Source organism: Curtobacterium oceanosedimentum, from assembly GCF_040545555.1.
Classification (GTDB): Bacteria; Actinomycetota; Actinomycetes; order Actinomycetales; family Microbacteriaceae; genus Curtobacterium.
Genome location: NZ_JBEPMD010000001.1, coordinates 61170 through 78538, shown reverse-complemented (window position 1 = coordinate 78538; position 17369 = coordinate 61170). Strand labels below are relative to the sequence as shown.

12 protein-coding genes are annotated in these 17369 nt (G+C 72.6%); 4 read left to right on the top strand and 8 right to left on the bottom strand.

Going from position 1 to position 17369, the window contains the following annotated elements; all coding sequences use genetic code 11:
- Positions 1-46: 46 nt before the first annotated feature.
- The 4 genes from ftsX to ABIC52_RS00365 all read right to left on the bottom strand — a co-directional run bounded on the left by ftsX (position 47) and on the right by ABIC52_RS00365 (position 4178).
- Positions 47-961 carry a permease-like cell division protein FtsX gene (ftsX, locus tag ABIC52_RS00380; RefSeq protein ID WP_126891213.1) on the bottom strand — a complete coding sequence of 305 codons (915 nt, stop codon included), beginning with the start codon at positions 959-961 and terminating at the stop codon, positions 47-49.
- On the bottom strand, positions 958-1716 hold the full coding sequence (ftsE, locus tag ABIC52_RS00375; RefSeq protein ID WP_066654786.1) for a cell division ATP-binding protein FtsE: 759 nt from the start codon (positions 1714-1716) through the stop codon (positions 958-960). Before ftsE ends, ftsX begins: the two co-directional genes overlap by 4 nt.
- 72 nt (positions 1717-1788) lie before the next feature.
- The gene (prfB, locus tag ABIC52_RS00370) at positions 1789-2898 is read right to left on the bottom strand and encodes a peptide chain release factor 2 (RefSeq protein ID WP_126891212.1); all 1110 of its coding nucleotides are present in this window, start codon (positions 2896-2898) and stop codon (positions 1789-1791) included.
- A gap of 116 nt (positions 2899-3014) precedes the next feature.
- Positions 3015-4178 (bottom strand): cysteine desulfurase family protein, encoded by a 1164-nt coding sequence (locus ABIC52_RS00365; RefSeq protein WP_354026355.1) that lies wholly within the window; start codon positions 4176-4178, stop codon positions 3015-3017.
- Positions 4179-4239: 61 nt separating this feature from the next.
- Here ABIC52_RS00365 and ABIC52_RS00360 point away from each other — a divergent pair, with 61 nt between their 5' ends.
- From ABIC52_RS00360 to glgB, 3 genes are all read left to right on the top strand, one after another.
- The gene (locus ABIC52_RS00360) at positions 4240-6294 is read left to right on the top strand and encodes a glycogen debranching protein (protein ID WP_354026354.1); all 2055 of its coding nucleotides are present in this window, start codon (positions 4240-4242) and stop codon (positions 6292-6294) included.
- 113 nt (positions 6295-6407) lie between these two features.
- A complete protein-coding gene (locus tag ABIC52_RS00355; protein WP_354026353.1) occupies positions 6408-8408 on the top strand; it encodes an alpha-1,4-glucan--maltose-1-phosphate maltosyltransferase in 2001 nt (666 codons plus the stop codon).
- Positions 8405-11083, top strand: a complete 2679-nt coding sequence (gene glgB / locus ABIC52_RS00350) for a 1,4-alpha-glucan branching protein GlgB (RefSeq protein WP_354026352.1) — start codon at positions 8405-8407, stop codon at positions 11081-11083. The genes ABIC52_RS00355 and glgB overlap by 4 nt, the downstream gene beginning before the upstream one ends.
- 259 nt (positions 11084-11342) lie before the next feature.
- Here glgB and ABIC52_RS00345 read toward each other — a convergent pair whose 3' ends face one another.
- Complete coding sequence (locus tag ABIC52_RS00345) at positions 11343-12365, bottom strand: tetratricopeptide repeat protein (protein WP_354026351.1); 1023 nt, start codon at positions 12363-12365, stop codon at positions 11343-11345.
- A complete protein-coding gene (locus tag ABIC52_RS00340) occupies positions 12362-14101 on the bottom strand; it encodes a DUF8094 domain-containing protein (protein ID WP_354026350.1) in 1740 nt (579 codons plus the stop codon). Before ABIC52_RS00340 ends, ABIC52_RS00345 begins: the two co-directional genes overlap by 4 nt.
- A 185-nt stretch (positions 14102-14286) precedes the next feature.
- Here ABIC52_RS00340 and ABIC52_RS00335 point away from each other — a divergent pair, with 185 nt between their 5' ends.
- Entirely contained in the window at positions 14287-16140 is a 1854-nt protein-coding gene (locus ABIC52_RS00335; RefSeq protein WP_354026349.1) for a DivIVA domain-containing protein, read from the top strand.
- 186 nt (positions 16141-16326) lie between these two features.
- Here the strand turns inward: ABIC52_RS00335 and ABIC52_RS00330 are convergent, their stop codons facing one another.
- Both ABIC52_RS00330 and ABIC52_RS00325 read right to left on the bottom strand, forming a co-directional pair.
- Positions 16327-17055, bottom strand: a complete 729-nt coding sequence (locus ABIC52_RS00330; protein WP_354026348.1) for an alpha/beta hydrolase — start codon at positions 17053-17055, stop codon at positions 16327-16329.
- Positions 17052-17357, bottom strand: coding sequence for an Rv1322 family protein (locus tag ABIC52_RS00325; RefSeq protein ID WP_354026347.1), 306 nt, complete (start codon positions 17355-17357; stop codon positions 17052-17054). The genes ABIC52_RS00330 and ABIC52_RS00325 overlap by 4 nt, the downstream gene beginning before the upstream one ends.
- Positions 17358-17369: the final 12 nt, after the last annotated feature.

Here is a 17369-nt window from a genome sequence, read left to right as displayed (position 1 = left end):
ACCGCGGCGCACCTTCCCGGCGCGCCGCGGTCGTGGGGTGCGCAGGTCAGACGCGCAGGTAGCGGCGGATCGCGATGAACGCGGAGACGCCGGCGAGGAGCACACCGATCACGATCACCGCGGGGACCACCACGGCCGCGTCACCCATCCCGATGAACGCAGTGCCGGAGAACCGGCGCGCCAGGTAGTTCCGCACGAAGAACCAGACCACCGCGGTGATCGCGCCGCCGGCCAGGACCGCTCCGATCGCGGCGGCGATCACGCCCTCGAGCACGAAGGGTGTCTGGATGAACCGGTTCGACGCGCCGACCAACCGCATGATGCCGAGCTCACGCCGTCGGCTGAACGCGGACAGTCGGATCGTCGTCGCGATGAGCAGCACGGCCGCGACGAGCATCAGGGACGCGATGCCGATCGCCGTGTAGGACGACGCGTTGAGCAGGTTGAAGATCGGCTGCAGGTACCCGCGCTGGTCGACGACGCTCTGCACGCCGGCGACCTTCGACAGGCTCTCGACGAGGACGTCCGCCTGCGACGGGTTCTTCAGGTTCACCCAGAAGGTCTCGTTGAGGTACTCCGGCTTGACGAACTCGGTCGCGGGCGAGTCCTTGAACTGCTCCTTGAACCGCGTGAACGCCTGGTCCTGGTCCTCGTAGTACGTCTTCTCGATGTACGGCTTGAGCGTGGTCGAGTCGAGCTGCGCCTGGACCTGCTCGCGCTGGTCCTCGGTCGCCTTGGCGCCGGTGCAGTTGCCGGTGGTGTCGGTGTCGGTGCAGAGGTAGACCGCGACCTGCGCCCGGTCGTACCAGTACCCCTTCATCTGGTTGATCTGCATCTGCAGCAGGATCGCCGTGCCCACGAAGGTGAGCGAGATGAAGGTCACCAGGACGACCGAGACCACCATCGACGCGTTGCGCCGCAGGCCCGAGCCGACCTCGGACATGACGAGCCCGAGCCTCATCGGATGAGCCCCGGGATCGTCTGGATGCCGGTCGTGTTCGAGACGCCCGACCCGCGCTGGATCGGGAGCGCCTGCGTCTGGTACCCGCCGGACTGCTCGTCGCGCAGGACGGTGCCGTTCGAGAGCTCGATGACCCGACGCTGCATCTGGTTCACGATGCTGGCGTCGTGTGTCGCCATGAGCACGGTGGTGCCTCCCTGGTTGATGCGTTCGAGGAGCGCCATGATGCCGGCCGAGGTGGTCGGGTCGAGGTTGCCGGTGGGCTCGTCGGCCAGCAGGATCGCCGGCTTGTTGACGACCGCGCGGGCGATCGCCACGCGCTGCTGCTCACCACCGGAGAGTTCGTGCGGCATGCGGGTGGCCTTGCCGGCCAGGCCGACGAGCTTGAGCACGTCGGTGACGGCCTCGCTGATGAAGCCCTTGCTCTTGCCGATCACCTGGAGCGAGAACGCGACGTTGTCGAAGACGTTCTTGTTCGGCAGCAGTCGGAAGTCCTGGAAGACCACACCGAGGTTGCGGCGGAAGTACGGGACCTTGCGCGACGACAGGGCGCCGAGGCGCTGGCCGAGCACGTGGATCTGCCCGCGGGTCGGCTTCTCCTCCTTGAGCACGAGGCGCAGGAAGCTCGACTTGCCGGAGCCGGACGCGCCGACGAGGAAGACGAACTCACCCTTGAGGATCTCGAGGGAGAGGTCGTCGAGCGCAGGACTCGGGTTGCCCGAGTAGACCTTGGTGACCTGGTCGAATTTGATCATGACCGGATCAGGGTAGGTCGGCCGGGCCGGAAGTCAACCGAGGCGCGCGGCTCGACTCCGCCGCGAGGTCGCTCAGGAATCGTCGCCCTGCTTGCGCCAGCGGATGCCCGCGTTGATGAAGCCGTCGAGGTCGCCGTCGAACACCGACGACGGGTTGTTGACCTCGTGCTCGCTCCGGAGGTCCTTGACCATCTGGTACGGCGCGAGGACGTACGAGCGGATCTGGTCGCCCCAGCTCGCCGTGATGTTGCCGGCGAGCTCCTTCTTCTTCGCGTTCTCCTCCTCCTTCTTCAGGAGCAGCAGGCGCGACTGCAGCACGCGCATGGCGGCGGCGCGGTTCTGGATCTGCGACTTCTCGTTCTGCATGGACACCACGGTGCCGGTCGGCAGGTGGGTCAGGCGGACGGCGGAGTCGGTCGTGTTGACGGACTGCCCGCCGGGGCCCGAGGACCGGAAGACGTCGACGCGGATGTCGTTCTCGGGGATGTCGATGACCGCGGTCTCCGGCATGAGCGGGATGACCTCGACCGCGGCGAAGGACGTCTGGCGCTTGCCCGCGGCTCCGAACGGCGACATGCGGACGAGGCGGTGGGTGCCGGCCTCGACCGAGAGCGTGCCGAAGGCGTAGGGCGCGTCGACCTCGAAGGTCGCCGACTTGATGCCGGCTTCTTCGGCGTAGGACGTGTCCATCACGGTGGTCTTGTAGCCGTGCTGCTCGGCGTAGCGCAGGTACATGCGCAGCAGCATCTCGGCGAAGTCCGCGGCGTCGACACCACCGGCACCGGCGCGGATCGTGATCACCGCGGGGCGCTCGTCGTACTCACCGTCGAGGAGCGTCTGCACCTCGAGGTCCCCCATGGTCTTCTGGATCGCCTTGAGCTCGTCCTGCGCCTCGGCGGCGGAGTCGGCGTCGTCCGCCTCGTTCGCCATCTCGACGAGGACCTCGAGGTCGTCGATGCGCTGCTCGGTGTCGGTGATCTTCCGGAGCTCGGCCTGCCGGTGCGAGAGCGCGCTCGTCACCTGCTGCGCGTGCTCCACGTCGTCCCAGAGGTCCTGCGCGCCCGCCTGCTCGCTCAGCTCGGCGATCTCCCGCTGCAGCCGGTCGACGTCGACGACCGAGCGGATGTTGCCGAAGGTCTCGCGGAGGGCGGACAGCTGCTCGGTGAAGTCAAGTTCGACCATGGTCACCGATCCTAGCGGCGCACGTCGTGCGGAGCCGACCGAGCGACGGCCCGGAGGCGCGGCGCACGCCCGTCCCGTCGGTCACCGCCGGTCACCCGGCCGCGCGGACCGCCGGCTCACCGTCCGAGCGACGGCGCGCGGGACGCCATGCCCGCTCGGCTCGCCCGCGCCACCGCGTCGGGCAGCGCCGCGAGGAACGCGTCGACGTCGGCGTCGGTCGAGGTGCGTCCGAGCGTGATCCGCAGGGCACCGCGCGCCTCGTCCTCGGACAGGCCCATGCCGAGCAGCACGTGCGACGCCTCCGGGACGCCGGCCTGGCACGCGGACCCGGTCGACACCGCGACCCCCGCCGCGTCGAGCAGGAACAGCAGCGAGTCCCCCTCGCACCCGGGGAAGGTGAAGTGGGCGTTGCCGGGGAGCCGGTCGACCGGGTCGCCCATGAGCACGGCGGTCGGCACCGCTTCGAGCACCCCCGCGACGAGCCGGTCGCGCAGGATCGACGCGTCGTGCAGGCCGGCCGCCGCGGCGACCCCGAAGGCCGCCGCGGCCGGGGCGTCCTGCGTGCCGCTGCGGACCTGCCGCTGCTGACCACCACCGTGGATGAGCGGCTCGACCGTCGCACGGCGACCGAGGACCAGCGCCCCGATGCCGACCGGGCCGCCGGTCTTGTGCGCCGAGACGCTGAGCGTATCGAGGCCGGACGCCGCGAACGACACCGGGACCTGGCCGTAGGCCGCGACGGCGTCGCTGTGCACGGGAACGCCGGCGGCGTGCGCGAGCTCGACGATCCGGGTGACCGGCTGCAGGGTGCCGACCTCGTTGTTCGCCCACAGGAACGTGACCAGGGCGACGTCCGAGGCGTCGGCGAGCCGCGCCTCCAGGCCGACGAGGTCCACGCGACCCTGCGCGTCCAGCGGGACCACGTCGACGACGGCGCCCTCGTGGCGCTCGAGCCACTCGACCGTGTCGACGGTGGCGTGGTGCTCGCCCGCGGGCAGGACGATCCGCGGCCGGGGTCGGTCCTGCTGCCGCGCCCAGTACGTGCCCTTGATCGCGAGGTTGATGCTCTCGGTGCCGCCCGAGGTGAAGACGACCTCGACCGGCTCGGCGTCGAGCGACCGGGCGACCGCGGCGCGACCGTCCTCGAGCAGCATCTTCGCGCGCTGGCCCGCGCTGTGGATCGACGACGGGTTGCCCACCGTGGCGAGCGCCTCGGTGAACGCGGCGAGCGCCGCGGGCAGGACGGGCGTCGTCGCCGCGTGGTCGAGGTAGACCGGCATGACCCACTCCCCTTCCGTGTGCGTTCACAGGGTACCCGCGCCCCCTCGTACCCTGGTCGTCATGCACCGCACCGTGATCGACGAGACCCCCGGCTTCCGCCTCGGTGACGGCGCGCCCCGCTTCTCGGTGCGTTCCGCCTCGGCGACGGCGGTGACCCTCGTGGTCGTCGACGCCGACGGGCGCGAGACCCGCCACGCCCTGTCGCGGGTCGACGACACCGACCGCTGGGCGGCCGGGACGCCGGACGTGCGCCCCGGGGACCGCTACCACCTGCTGGTCGACGGGCCCGACGGCCCCCGTCACGAGTTCGATCCCGAGCGACCGCTGCTCGACCCGTACGCGCGGGGCATCGTCCCGTCGACGGCCGGCCCGGACGGCGGCGGCCCGCGGTGGACGAGCGTGGTCGTCGACGACGCCTTCGACTGGGGCGGTGTCGGGAAGCCGGACGTGCCCCTGGACCGGGCGGTCGTGTACGAGGCGAACGTCCGCACGGTGACCGCGGCCAACCCGGACGTCCCCGAGCACCTGCGTGGCACGTACGCCGGGGTGGCGCACCCGAGCACCATCGCCCACCTGCGCCGCATCGGGGTGACGACCCTCGAGCTGCTGCCGGTGCACGCCTTCGACACCGAGGCCTGGCTGCGCGAGGCCGGCCGCGAGAACGCGTGGGGCTACAACACGCTCGGGTTCTTCGCCCCGCACGCGGCGTACGCGTCGGCCGACGCCCGTGCCGCGGGCGCCTCGGCGGTGCTCCGCGAGTTCAAGGGCATGGTCCGGCTCCTGCACGAGGCCGGCATCCAGGTGCTCCTCGACGTGGTGTACAACCACACCGCCGAGGAGGGCCTCGGCGGTCCGACCTCGTCGCTCCGCGGGATCGACGGGGCGGAGCGCTACCGCTGGACCGAGGACGGCGCGTCGTACTACGACACCACCGGCTGCGGGAACACCCTCGACACGTCGGTCGAGGCCACCGCGGACCTGGTGGTCGACAGCCTCCGCTACTGGGCGCTCGAGGTGCAGGTCGACGGCTTCCGCTTCGACCTGATGGCAGCGCTCGCCCGCGACGCGCACCACGTGTTCGACCCGGCGCACCCGCTGCTCGAACGCATCCGGCAGCACCCGGACCTGCAGGACGTGCTCGTCGTCGCCGAGCCGTGGGACGTCGGACCCGACGGGTGGCGCACGGGCGCGTTCGGCGACGGGACGAGCGAGTGGAACGACGGGTTCCGGAACACCGTCCGGCAGTTCTGGCTCACCGACGTCGCCGAGGAACGGCGGAACGGCACCCCGCAGGCGGGCATCGGTCGCCTCGCGGAGGCCCTGACCGGGTCCCGGGGCACGTTCGGTCAGGAACGCGGTCCGCTCGCGAGCATCAACTTCGTGACGGCGCACGACGGGTTCACGCTGCTCGACCTGGTCTCCCACGACCGGAAGCACAACGCGGCGAACGGCGAGGACGGCCGGGACGGCTCCGACGACAACCGCTCGTTCAACCACGGGATCGAGGGCGACACGGCGGACCGGGGCGTGCGCGCCGCCCGGGGCCGCTCGATGCGGAACCTGGTCGGTACCCTCATGCTCTCCGCCGGCGTCCCGATGCTGACCGCGGGCGACGAGCGCAGCCGGACGCAGCACGGGAACAACAACGCCTACGTGGTGTCCGAGGACCTGACCGCCGTCGACTGGACGGACGACGAGGACGCCGAGGCCATGACCGAGGCCGTCGCGGCGCTCGCACGGCTCCGCGCCGCGCACCCGGCGCTCCGACCGACCCGCTTCGGTGTCGAGGGTCGGGAGACCCCCGGTGCCTCGCGGATGGCCTGGTACGGGCCGGACGGGCACCCGATGACGTCCGAGGGGTGGGACCAGCCGATCCACCGGGTCGTGCAGTACTTCGTCGAGTCGACGCCGGAGCACGAGCCGTTCGACCGGGTGCTCGTGGTCGTGCACGGCAGCGGGCGGACGCGAGACCTGACGCTGCCGGAACGCCAGGACGTGCTCGGGTACCGCTTGGCGTGGTCGAGCGAGAAGCACCGGGACCACGAGCGGCTCCGGCCCGGTGGCCAGGTCTTCACGGCGTACGGGCCGGGCATCCACGTCTTCGAGGTGGCGTAGGGCCGTTCCGCCGGCCGCGCTCGCCTCCTGCACAGGTCGTGTGACGCGCCCGACACTGCACAGGGAACGCGTTCCGGGGAACGCGGACGCTGCAGCCGGGTAGCGTCGGCTCCGTGGCCACCGCAGATCGACCCCGCCGACCGAAGATCGGACGCATCCCGATCACCCAGCTCGCGCCGACGACCCCGAACGGGTTCCCGGGCAAGGCGTTCGACGGCGAGGTGATCACGTTCGGCGCGACCGTCTTCCGCGAGGGCCACGGTGTCATCGGCGCCGACCTCGTGCTCGAACGCCCGGACGGGGGCACGCGCACGGTCCCGATGCTGCTCGGCGCCCCCGGCACCGACCGGTACGAGGCGACCGTGCAGGTCGACCACGTCGGCGTCTGGACGTGGCACGTCGAGTCGTTCTCCGACGACTGGGCGACGTGGTTGCACGCAGCCCGGCTCAAGATCGCCGCCGGTGTCGACACCGAGGCGACGCTCCTCGACGGCGCCGTCCTGCTCGACCGCCTCGCGGCCGAGACCGACTCGAGCGCCGCCGTCCGCGCCGCCGAGCAGCTGCGCGACACCGACCTCGAGCCGACGGAGCGCCTGGCGGCCGTCGACGACCCCCGCATCACGGGCGAGGTCGAGGACTCGCCGCTGACCTCGCTCCGGACGCACTCCCCCACGCAGCTCCTCGACGTCGAGCGGCAGCGTGCAGGCGTCGGCGCCTGGTACGAGTTCTTCCCCCGCAGCGAAGGGGCGAAGAAGAACCCCGACGGCTCCTGGCGGAGCGGTGACTTCCGCACCGCCGCACGCCGGCTGCCGGCCGTGGCGCGCATGGGCTTCGACGTGGTCTACGTCCCGCCGATCCACCCGATCGGCACGACCGCACGCAAGGGGCCGAACAACACCCTCACCCCGGGACCGCACGACCCGGGCAGCCCCTGGGCGATCGGAGGACCCGAGGGCGGGCACGACGCCATCCACCCCGACCTCGGCTCCGAGGACGACTTCCGCGACTTCGTCGAGACGGCGAAGAACAGCGGGATGGAGGTCGCCCTCGACTTCGCGCTGCAGTGCTCCCCCGACCACCCGTGGGTCCAGCAGCACCCGGAGTGGTTCACGGTCCGCGCCGACGGCTCGATCGCGACGGCCGAGAACCCGCCGAAGCGGTACCAGGACATCTACCCGGTCCAGTTCGACAGCGACCCCGAGGGCATCGTCGCCGAGGTCCTGCGGGTCCTCGAGCACTGGATCGCGTTCGGCATCCGCATCTTCCGCGTCGACAACCCGCACACGAAGCCGCTCTGGTTCTGGGAGCGGGTCATCCGCGAGGTGCGCGACCAGCACCCGGACACGGTGTTCCTCGCCGAGGCCTTCACCCGTCCGGCGATGATGCGCGCGCTGGCCGAGGCCGGGTTCCAGCAGTCGTACACGTACTTCACGTGGCGGAACACGAAGGAGGAGATCGAGGAGTACTTCACCGAGCTCAGCCACGAGACGAGCGCCTACCTGCGCCCGAACCTCTTCGTGAACACGCCCGACATCCTGACCGAGTACCTGCAGTTCGGCGGTCGCGCCGGCTACAAGGTGCGCGCCGCGCTCGCCGCGACCGGTGCTCCGACCTGGGGCATGTACGCCGGCTACGAGCTCTTCGAGGACGTCGCCCGCCCGGGGTCCGAGGAGAACATCGACAACGAGAAGTACGAGTACAAGCCGCGCGACTTCGCCCTGGCCGAGGCCGAGGGTGCGAGCCTCGCCCCGTACGTGACGATGCTGAACCGGTTCCGCCAGGCGCACCCCGCGCTGCGGCAGCTCCGGAACCTGCACGTCCACGACGCCGAGGACCCGGCGATCGTCGTCTACTCGAAGCACCTCCCCGGCGAGTTCATCCGCTCCGGCCGCGCCGACACCGTGATCGTCGTCGCCAACGTCGACCCGCACTCCGCCCGCGAGACCACCGTGCACCTCGACCTCGCCGCGCTCGGGCTGCCGAACGAGCAGCCGTTCGTCGTCCGCGACGTCGTCACCGGGCAGCGCTGGGAGTGGGGCTCGTCGAACTACGTGCGCCTCGACGCCTTCCAGGAGCCGGTGCACCTGCTCGTCGTGGAAGGACCCGTCCGATGACCGACCGAGACCCGAAGGGGACCCCGCCGATGGGCTCCGACCGTCCCACCCCCACCACGCCGGGCCGAGGCCAGGGGCCGAGCGTCCCGCCGGTACCGCCGCCCCCGCCGCCCGTGACCCGCACCCGTGCCCCCGGCGCGGTCCCGCAGGTCGACGAGCCGGCACCGCGGTACGAGCCGCGGGTGTCCGCGCCGCACGAGGACCTGCCCGGCGCCGCGCCGGCGGTGAAGGAGACACCCGACCGCGGTGTCCCCGAATCCGCGACGCTCGCCGGCGCCGCCCGCGACGACGCCCACGCGCCGGCGACCCCGGGATCCGAGGACACGACGGCGGCGTCGGCGGACGGTGCCGACGCTCCGCTCCCCGAGGGCGGGCGTCCGGACGGCCGGACCCCGACGGCGACCGCGGCCGACCTCGTCGCAGCGCCGGAGCCCGGCGCTCCGGCCGACGGCACCCCGGTCGACGGCGCCCCGGCTGACGACGCTCCAGCGTCAGGAGCCGGACCCCGACCGGCACCGGTCGAGGACTGGCTCCGACAGCAGGTCTCCGAGGGCCGCTGGTCGCAGCCGCACGACGTGCTCGGCCCGCACCCGGTCGACGGCGGGACGAGCGTGCGGGTGGTCCGCCACCTCGCCACCGCCGTCCGCATCGTCCGACCCGACGGCGACGACGTCGAGCTCACCCACGAGGGCGACGGCCTGTGGGCGGGCGCCACGACCGGCACGCTCGGTCGCTACCGCGTCGAGGCCGACTACGACCTCGACGAGTCCACCGACGCCGACGACGCGACCTGGACCACGGACGACGCCTACCGCTTCGCGCCGACGATCGGCGAGCTCGACCTCCACCTGTTCGGCGAGGGTCGCGACGAGCAGCTCTGGCAGCACCTCGGCGCCCACGTCCGCACGGTCGACGGTGTCGACGGTGTCGCCTTCACGGTCTGGGCACCGCGTGCCACCGCCGTCCGCGTGATCGGCGACTTCGAGGGCTGGGAGGGTCGCACCACGGCGATGCGCCGGCTGAACGACCTCGGCGTGTGGGAGCTCTTCTGGCCCGGTGCCCTCGTCGGCCAGCGGTACAAGTTCCAGATCCTCACCGATTCGGGCTGGGTCGAGCGGGCGGACCCGTTCGCGCGCCGAACCGAGGTCCCGCCGGCGACCGCGTCCGTGATCACGGCCTCCGACCACTCCTGGTCGGAGGGTGACACCGAGTGGATGGAGCGTCGGGCGCAGACGACGTCCCACGACGCACCGATGAGCGTGTACGAGGTGCACCTCGGGTCGTGGCGCCCCGGGCTCTCCTACCGCGAGGCCGCCGACCAGCTCATCGGCCACGTGCAGCACCTCGGGTTCACCCACGTCGAGTTCCTGCCGCTCGCCGAGCACCCGTTCGGCGGTTCGTGGGGCTACCAGGTCACCGGGTACTACTCCCCGACCGCCCGCTTCGGCACGCCGGACGACCTGCGGTACCTGATCGACCGTCTGCACTCCGCCGGTATCGGCGTGATCATGGACTGGGTGCCCGGCCACTTCCCGAAGGACGAGTGGGCGCTCGCGAAGTTCGACGGCTACGCCCTCTTCGAGCACCCGGACCCGCGCCGCGGCGAACAGCTCGACTGGGGCACCTACGTGTTCGACTTCGGACACCCGCAGGTCCGCAACTTCCTGGTGGCGAACGCGCTGTACTGGCTCGAGGAGTTCCACATCGACGGCCTGCGGGTCGACGCTGTCGCCTCGATGCTGTACCTCGACTACTCCCGCACCGAGTGGCTCCCGAACGTCCACGGCGGTCGCGAGAACCTCGAGGCGATCTCGTTCCTCCAGGAGACCAACGCCACGGCGTACAAGCGCTACCCGGGCATCGTGATGATCGCCGAGGAGAGCACCTCGTGGCCGGGCGTCACCCAGCCGACGAGCGCCGGCGGCCTCGGGTTCGGCCAGAAGTGGAACATGGGGTGGATGCACGACTCGCTGCAGTACGTCGAGCGTGATCCCGCGTACCGCGCGTACCACCACGACGAGATCACGTTCTCGCTGGTCTACGCCTTCAGCGAGCAGTTCACCCTGCCGATCAGCCACGACGAGGTCGTGCACGGCAAGGGTTCGCTCTACGGCAAGATGCCCGGCGACGAGTGGCAGAAGCTCGCGAACGTGCGGGCGTACCTCGCCTTCATGTGGGCGCACCCCGGCAAGCAGCTGCTGTTCATGGGCCAGGAGTTCGCCCAGCCGTCCGAGTGGGCCGAGGCCCGTGGGCTCGACTGGTGGCTGCTCGACGACCCCGGTCACCTCGGTGTGCAGGACCTCGTCGCGGCGCTCAACCGCGTCTACAAGGACACGCCGGCACTGTGGCGGCACGACTCCTCGCCCGAGGGCTTCGAGTGGATCGAGGGCGGCGACGCCCCGCACTCCACGCTCGGCTTCCTGCGCAAGGACGGTGACGACCGCCTCGCGGTCTTCGTGAACTTCTCCGGCGTCCCCGTCGAGCGCCGTTTCGGGCTGCCCGCAGCGGGCACCTGGCACGAGGTGCTCAACACCGACGCCGCCGAGTACGGCGGCTCCGGTGTGGGCAACATGGGCTCGGTGACGGCGGAGGAGACGCCGTGGGCCGGCCGTCCGGCGTCGGCGCACCTGGTGGTGCCGCCGCTCGGTGCGGTCTGGCTGCGGCTGGCCGACTGACACGACCACGGGACGCGGCCGGGAGCGGGCGCGACCACGAGACGGACGGGAGGCCCGGTGCCAGCTGGCACCGGGCCTCCCGTCCGTCGTCCGCCCGGCTGGGCCGTGGGTACCGACACCCCCGCGAGACGCCCGTTTCCGCACGAGACGCCCCCGGAGCACGCGGAACGCCCCCGTTCCCGGGGGCGTTCCGCGGTTCCTGGGGCGTCTCGCGGTGACGCCGGCGTCTCGTACCGGTCCCGGACGAGCGCCGTGAGCGTCAGTACAGCGCGCTCGCCAGCCGGCGCCGTGCTGCGACCACGCGAGGGTCGTCGACCCCGATGAGTTCGAAGTACTCGACGAGCCGGACACGCAGCGCCTCGCGCTCCGCGCCGAACACCGTCGGCACCAGGTCGAGCAGTCGGCCGAAGGCGTCCTCGACGTGCCCGCCGCTGACGTCCAGGTCGGCGACGGCCATCTGCGCCTCGACGTCCTGCGGCGCGGCGGCTGCGGCGCTCCGCAGCTCGTCGGCGGTGCGGCCGTTCAGCCGGTCGAGCAGGGAGACCTGCGCGAGCCCGGCGACGGCCATCTGGTCGTTCGGGTCCTGCGCGATCGCGGTCTTGTACTCCTGCACGGCCGCGGCGTAGTCACCGCGCTCGATCGCGTCGTACGCGGCCTGGTGGTGCGGGGGCAGCGGTTCCGGCTCGGGCTCGCCCTGGGGCTCCGCCGAGGCGGCACCGTCGACCGTGACCCGGCCGGTCACGCCGTTCTGCTCGGCGGCGGCGACGACCTGCTCGAAGACGTCACGCACCTGCGCCTCGGGCAGGGCGCCGACGAAGAGGCCGAGCGGACGCCCACCGATGACCGCTGCGACGGTCGGGATCGACTGCGCCTGGAACGCCTGCACGAGCTGCGGGTTCGTGTCCGCGTCCACCTTGGCCAGCACGACGCGGCCGTCGTACTCCGCGGTGAGCTGCTCGAGGATCGGCGACAGCTGCTTGCACGGCCCGCACCACTCGGCCCAGATGTCGACGATCACCGGGACGACCGACGACAGCTGCAGGGCGTCCTGGAACGTCTGGTCGGTGACGTCGATGACGAGCGACGGGACGGTCAGGTCGCCCTCGGGACCGGCGCCGCCAGCCGGGGCGCCGCCTTGGACGGCAGCCGGGGCTGCGGCGGCAGCACCCTGGGCCCCGGCGGGAGCGCCACCGGGCTGCGTCGGCCGCTGCGCACGGTCGACGAGGGACGACAGGTCGACGGCTCCGCGGAGACCGGACGGGGTCGGGGGGACGTTGGTCATTGCACCTCACTCGCTGCGGTCAGGCCCTGCGTGAACCCGAGCAGGACCACCTTCTCATCACTGCCGACCGGCGGGACGGAGAACAGCAGCTGGACGCTGTACGTCGCACTGATCCCCTTCGTGCTCGAGTCGACGCCGGAGAGGGCCTTGACCGCCCCCTCGGTGTTCACCTCGGCGCCCGCCGCGGTCGGCGTCACCTTCTCGACCTCGTCGAGCGACGCCGACACGAGCGCACCCGCACCGTCCGTCGCGATCGCGACGGGGCTGGCGTCGGGCACCTCGGACGAGTACTCGATCTTCGCGGTGTCCGGCAGCGACTCGGCCTTCTTGTCCTTGTAGGCCTTGCCGATGGTCGAGCGGAGCCCGTCCCCGTCGGAGGCGAAGAGCGAGGCCGATCCGCTCTCGGAGTCCTTCGCCAGGACGTCGCCGTAGGCCGCGGCGATGTCGTCCGGAGCGATGCGCAGGAGCTTGGTGTCGCCGGCGAGCCGTGCCGCACCGAGCGACGTCGGGGCCAGGCTCGGGATCTCCGCCGCTGCCTCGAGCGACACGTCGTAGGCGACCTTGTAGTCATCGCGGGCGCTCTCCTGCACCAGGGTGAGGGCCTGCGGTGCGGTCTTGGCGGAGCAGTCCTCGGCCACGACGGTGAAGATCGTGCGCGGCCAGGTGTCGGTCTGCTGCGGGAGGGCCACGCAGACCTGGCCGGCGGAGATCGCCGGCGGCGCGCCCACGTCGGCGTCCTTCTCGCGGATCGCGTAGTTGGCCTTGCGGAAGTCGAGCGCCGCCCCGGTGAAGCGGGACTCGAGCAGCGACGTGTCCCGGTCGGCGTCGGCCTTCGTGGCGACGTCGGCGACCCGCTCGACGATGCGGCGGATCTGCTGCTCGGTCGCGGCGGTCGGCTCGTCCGCGTCCGCGGTCCCGGTCGCCGAGGCGGTGGGGGTCGGGGTGGCACCGGAGCCCCCGCCGTGCGGCCAGTAGTCCGACGAGCACCCGGCCAGGCCGAGCGCACCGACGAGCACGATCGGGACGGCCACCAGCGAGCGACGGCCGCGTCGACCGCGCACCGGCACCTGCGCACCTGCGGCGGCCGCACGACGCGACGCCCGGACCCGCGGCGGTCGCGTCCCTCCGCTTCGACGACGCGGTCCGCGACCACGGCGCTGGTGCAGGAAGGCCCAGACGAGCAGCGCCACGCCACCGGCCAGGAAGAGCCCGCCGGCCACGAGCAGCGGCCCGACGGACGGCGTCGCGGTGTCCCGAGGCCAGGTCACGGAGACGTCGGTCGGTGCGGCGGACGACCCGTCGGCGAGGACCACCACGGAGACGTCGGCGGGCAGCCGGACGGTGAACTGCCCCGCGCCGTCCCACTCCTGGTACCAGAGGTCGCTGCCCTTCGGGTCGGGCACGGAGTCACCGGAACCCGTCGTACGGCCCACCAGGCGGTCCTGCTCGGCGTCGAAGCGCAGCGTGGTGTGCTTCGCGTCGCCGATCCACGCGTCGACGTCGGCGGTCTTGCCGTAGGCGGCGAAGACGGTGCCGGAGCCCGCGACGTTGATGCGCTGGTAGCCGGGGTTCGCGGTGAGCGTCGAACCCGGGATCACGGTCACCGGGGCCGAGGCCGAGCTCGACGACTGTGCGACGAGCGACGAGGGTGGCGCGAAGACGGTGCGCTGCCCGACCGCGAGACCGACGAGCAGCAGACCGATGACGAAACTGACGATCGCCAGGACGAATCGCACGGATCTTCTCCCTACCGCGCCGGGGGTGGGGGGATCGGCGCGCGAATCAGCGCTCCAGGATAGCGAGCCACCCTGGAAGTCGCATCCTCCACCGCTGTCCGCGGGCACAGTCGGGGCCGACGGGCCGCCACTAGACTCGTCCGCGGGCCAAGGGCTGGCCCTCCGCCGACCCCCAGGAGCAACACGTGGCGAACGACGAGGCCGAGTTCGGGACCGAGCTGCGCGGGTACCGCCGCGACGAGGTCGACCGCTCGGTGAACGAGCTCCGTCGGGAGCTCATCAAGTCGAACACCGACCGCGCCGAGGCCGCGAAGGAGATCCGTCTCCTGCAGGCCCGCGTCGCCGACCTGCAGGGTGAGCTCGACGAAGCCGGCACCCCGACCTACAGCGGTCTCGGCACCCGCCTCGAGTCCACCCTGCGCGTGGCCGAGGAGCAGTCCACCCGGCTGATCAGCCAGGCGGACATCGACGCCCAGCGTCTCCGCGCGTCGAGCCGGAACGAGGCCGAGCGGCTGCTGCGCGAAGCCCGACAGGAGGCATCGGCGACCCTCGAGGACGCCCGGTCCCGTGCGACCGACGAGCTGACCCGCGCCCGTGCCGAGTCGTCCGACACGATCGAGCGCGCCCGCGCCGAGGCGGGCCTGCTCACGCAGGACGCCCGCAACGAGGCAGCGGCCGTCCGCGGCGCCGCCGTCACCGAGGCCGCCGAGGTCCGGTCCGTCGCCATCCGCGAGACCGACGCGCTGCGAGCCCGGGTCGAGCGCGAGGCGGCCGAGCTCCGCGAGGACGCCCAGCGCGCCGCCGAGGACGCCCGTCGCGCCGCCGCCGACCTGGACCGCGAGACCGAGCACCGCCGCAGCGTGTTCGAGGCCGAGCACGCTCGCCGCACCGAGGACCTCGACCGTGAGGAGACCACGCGTCGCGCCGCGCTCGAACGCGAGCTCGCCGAGGCCCGTGCGGCCTGGGAGCGCGAGCGCGACGGACAGCGACGCGCCCACGAGCTCGCGCTCGAGACCGGTCGGGCCGAACTCGAGTCCGAGGTCGAGCGTGGCCGCGCGGCGCTCGAGGCGGAGACCGACCACCGTCGCCGCGAGCTCGACGCCGAACTCGGCGCCGCCCGCGCGCGCTGGGAGCGCGAGGTCGCCGAGGCCCGCGCCGCGCTCGACCAGGAGCTCGAGGCCGCCCGCGCCCAGCTCCGGGTCGACGAGGAACAGACCCGCGCCGAGAACGCCCGTCTGGTCGAGGAGACCGCAGCGCGGATCGCCGCCGAGCTCGAGGACCACCGCGCCCGGATCGAGCGCGAGCGTGCCGAGGCCGAGTCCGCGGCCGAGCGTGCCGTGCGGGAGCACACCGACGAGCTCGCCGCACGCCGCGAGCGCGAGCACGCCGAGGTCGACACCGAGATCGCCGACCGTCGCACGGCGGAGCTCTCCGACCTCGAAGCGGAACGCACCGCGCTGCAGCAGGAGGTCGCCACGGTCCGGGCCGACCTCGCGAAGGAGCGCGACGAGGTCCGTGCGGCGATCGTCCGCGAACGGGACGAGGCCCGCGCCGCGCTCGAGTCCGAGCTCGCCGCCCGGCGTGACGACGCCGAGCAGGACTACCTGCAGAAGCACCGTGAGACGGTGAGCGAGACGCAGCGGTACCTCGACGAGGCGAACCTGCAGCTCGCCGAGGCCACTCGCCGGGCTTCCGAGGCCCGAGAGCGCGCCGAGCGGCTGCAGCAGGAGGCCGACGACCTCGAGCGCACGAGCACCGCGCAGGCCCAGGAGCGCGCCCGCACGATCGTGAGCGACGCACAGGAGCGTGTCCACCGCATGATCGCCGAGGCCGAGGAGCGGTCGGCAGCGGCCATCGCCGAGTCCGAGGACCGCCTTGCCGCCATCCGCACCGAACGCGACGCGGTCGCCGGCTACCTGGAGAACCTGCGCGGTGTGCTCACGCACGCCACCGGGCTGCTCGACGACCCCACGGCGAACGGCCGACCGTCCGACGCCGACGCCGACGCCGACGCCGACGAGGACACGACCGCCCGCTGACGGCGGCACCGGTGACCCGGTCTGGAGGCGCACCCCGCGCCTCCACGCCGGGTCACGTCGTCCGCGGCACCTGTGGTGCCCGCCGGTCACCTCCGGCCGTCCGCTCGCCGCGCGCATGCGTGGCGGCGCTGGCCGGCCCGCAGTGGCGGCCGGCCGAGGCGGCCGCCCGCAGAGGCGGCCGGCTGCTCAGTCCTCGAGGTGCGTGGGCAGCGGCGCGCTGCCGGGCACCACCAGGTCCGCGACGGCGTCGAGCACCGTCCGGACGTACCGCTCCCCCACCCACAGGTGCTTCGCGCCCGCGACGGGCACGACGCGCACGTTCGGCGCGATCGCGAAGCGTCGTGCGGCCTCGTCCGGCTGCAGGAAGTCGTCGTGCTCGGGCACCAGCGCGACCACCGGCACGTCCAGGTCCGCCCAGCGGCGCAGTTCGTCGTCGGTCGTCCGGTGCAGCGGAGGCGACAGCAGGACCACGCCGGCGACGGTGCCGGCGGCCACGTGCTCGAGCCCGTGCTTGAGCGCGACCTCGGTACCGAAGGACCAGCCCAGCAGCCACGGTGTCGGCAACCCGCGCTCGACGGTCTCGTGCACGGCCGCTCGCAGGTCGAAGCCCTCGGACTCGCCGTCGCCGAACACGCCCTCCGAGGTGCCCCGCGGCGACGTGACGGACCGGAAGTTGAACCGGAGCACCGCGATGTCCGCCAGGGCCGGCAGTCGTGCCGCCGCCTTCTTGAGCACGTGCGAGTCCATGAAGCCCTGCGCGGTCGGGAGCGGGTGGAGCGTCACGAGGGTGCCCCGCGCCGGCCGGTCGAGCGGCTCGGCGAGCTCACCGACGAGGGTGAGGTGGTCGTCCGTCACCAGCTCGATGTCGGTACGGCGGGCGGGCAGCTCGGTGTTCGAGCGGATCTCGGTGCTCATGCGATGCTCCAGCAGTGGTGGTGCCAGTGACGGCGCGATGCCAGGTCGGCCGCGTCCCCGAGCACACCGTCGGCGCGCCAGACCACGACGTGCGCCACACCCGGCAGCACGGCGAGGCCGCAGCCCGGGCAGACGTACTCCTTCTGCGCGGATGCTGCGGACACCGGTTGCACGGTGTACGTGCGACCACGACGGACCTCGGTCCGCTTCCACGTGCTCATGAGACGGTCGAGGCCGGTTTCGTCCCCGGTCGGCTCGGGACCACGGCCGCGAGGGCGCCGCGGCCGGTTGCTGCGCGGCACCCCGGAACTGCC

Bases quoted from the DNA above. Each gene is read 5' to 3' on its own strand.
- ftsX (WP_126891213.1), bottom strand. From the start codon at position 961: ATGAGGCTCGGGCTCGTCATGTCCGAGGTCGGCTCGGGCCTGCGGCGC.
- ftsE (WP_066654786.1), bottom strand. From the start codon at position 1,716: ATGATCAAATTCGACCAGGTCACCAAGGTCTACTCGGGCAACCCGAGT.
- prfB (WP_126891212.1), bottom strand. From the start codon at position 2,898: ATGGTCGAACTTGACTTCACCGAGCAGCTGTCCGCCCTCCGCGAGACC.
- ABIC52_RS00365 (WP_354026355.1), bottom strand. From the start codon at position 4,178: ATGCCGGTCTACCTCGACCACGCGGCGACGACGCCCGTCCTGCCCGCG.
- ABIC52_RS00360 (WP_354026354.1), top strand. From the start codon at position 4,240: ATGCACCGCACCGTGATCGACGAGACCCCCGGCTTCCGCCTCGGTGAC.
- glgB (WP_354026352.1), top strand. From the start codon at position 8,405: ATGACCGACCGAGACCCGAAGGGGACCCCGCCGATGGGCTCCGACCGT.
- ABIC52_RS00345 (WP_354026351.1), bottom strand. From the start codon at position 12,365: ATGACCAACGTCCCCCCGACCCCGTCCGGTCTCCGCGGAGCCGTCGAC.
- ABIC52_RS00330 (WP_354026348.1), bottom strand. From the start codon at position 17,055: ATGAGCACCGAGATCCGCTCGAACACCGAGCTGCCCGCCCGCCGTACC.